The organism is Chitinophaga sp. (assembly GCF_035564935.1).
Classification (GTDB): domain Bacteria; phylum Bacteroidota; class Bacteroidia; order Chitinophagales; family Chitinophagaceae; genus Chitinophaga.
The window spans coordinates 1-1,871 of sequence record NZ_DATMTE010000991.1 but is presented as its reverse complement, the minus strand read 5'-3'; the positions used below and the strand labels follow the sequence as shown (position 1 = coordinate 1,871).

The 1,871-nt window shown below is 43.5% G+C and carries 2 protein-coding genes; both read left to right on the top strand.

Annotated features, from left to right (window positions below; genetic code table 11):
* Positions 1-216: hypothetical protein (locus VN105_RS25635; protein ID WP_325645616.1), on the top strand; the 216-nt coding region annotated here is incomplete at its 5' end.
* A gap of 166 nt (positions 217-382) precedes the next feature.
* Complete coding sequence (locus VN105_RS25630) at positions 383-1,609, top strand: PepSY-associated TM helix domain-containing protein (RefSeq protein ID WP_325645614.1); 1,227 nt, start codon at positions 383-385, stop codon at positions 1,607-1,609.
* Positions 1,610-1,871 lie beyond the last annotated feature (262 nt).

Here is a 1,871-nt window from a genome sequence, read left to right as displayed (position 1 = left end):
GGAAATAAACTGATTATGGAACAGAATACAGTAGAAAACAAGTACGACATCACTATAGACAAGGTTTCCCGTTCCCGCTGGCTTTTTTACGTACAATTGTTTTGTATGATAGCCTTTATCCTGGGAGTTAGTTACGGACTTTATGCACACAGATATAAGGGTAAACCGGAAGTAAAAGTGCAGGAAAGTTCACTGTACAACCCGAAATATAAATAAGCATCCGCTTAAACATAATTATCCAGCCTCCACCGGTATCTCCGGTGGAGGTTTTTTTATGCCGGCGATTTCCGTTTTGCGTAAAAGAATTTCCCGATCCGAGCCTGCTTTTTACACTTTTGAATCGAATTTTGTATCCGGTATGATATCTACCGGTGGTTTTAGTATGTTTAAACGGACGGACAAGTTAAAGAAGAAGCAGCACAAGTCGCTGTTCAGGATAGTTGTGGACAAACTGCATCTCTGGCTGGGACTGGGGGCAGGCATTATTGTGCTTATTGTTAGCATTACCGGTTGTTTGTTTGTTTTTCAGAAAGAAATCAATGATTTTTATTATCGTAAAATAATATATGTTACCCCCGAAAAAAGTCCGTTGCATCCTGTAAGCGAGCTGAAAAAGACCGCAGAAGCCGTGCTCGGACCCAATAAACCCCTGTTATCCATCACTACTTACCGGCAGCCGGACCTTGCCTGGGAATTTATGGCCTATAAAGGCAATGATACCGCACTCACCTATTTTGGCACCGTAGAGCATTATGAATCTGTAATGATCAATCCCTATACCGGCAAGGTGACAGGGAAACTGGATTACAAGCATAATTTCTTTTCGGTGGTGAAGAGCATTCACTGGAGCTTGCTGCTGAACGACAAATACGGGCAACCCATTGTAGGCTGGAGCACTTTCATTTTTGTGATCCTGCTGATCACCGGGCTGATCATGTGGTGGCCAAAGAAATGGAATAAAGCCAACCGGGATAAAAGCTTTAAAATTAAATGGAAAGCCGGTTTCAAAAGGGTCAACTACGACCTGCATAATGTACTGGGCTTTTACGCCATGCTTATAGCACTGGTGATTGCTTTTACCGGCATGGTATGGGCGTTTAAATGGTTCGAGGCCACGGTATATGTAGTGGCTTCCGGTACCACCGCGCCGCCTGAAGTAAAGCAATATGAATCTGCCCAAACAACAATGCAGGCAGGCAGCAACCCGCTGGACATTGCCTATAGCAAAGCGCTCCCGATCCTGAAAGATGCAAAGCGTTTTTATATTTATGCTGATGAAAGCCCTAAAGGAGTAATTACTGTTACCGGGAATAAAAGCGTGGAAACCTATTATGGAAGTGATCAGCTGACATTCGACAAATACAATGGCGCTTTCCTTGGAAGAAGGAACGATTCACACAAGAACGGCGGGGAGCGATTGATAGAAATGAATTACGATATCCATGTAGGCGCTATTGGCGGGCTACCGGGGAAGATCCTTGCATTCGTGATCAGCCTGATCTGCGCCTCTTTACCGGTAACGGGTTTTTATGTGTGGTGGGGTAAACGGAAGAAGTCGAAGAAGAAGCCTGTTGTGATCCGCGAAGCACCGGTAGCGAGCACAATGTAAATAAAAAGTATTACTTATTTTTTGGTGAAATGCTTTTCCTTGTTGTGTTCCAGCAAATTGTTATACAGCGGTGAGCAAAAAATATTCTGAAAAACTCTAAAAAAAATTTTGTGTTTTCAGTCCGTTTCCTATCTTTGCAATCCCAACGAAAACGCCACGGGGCAAAGCAAACGGAAGAATGCAGTTCGATGGGAAATGTTCTTAAAATAACGAAGTTCTTAATACCTGCGAAAGTAGCTCATTTGGTAGAGCACGACCTTGC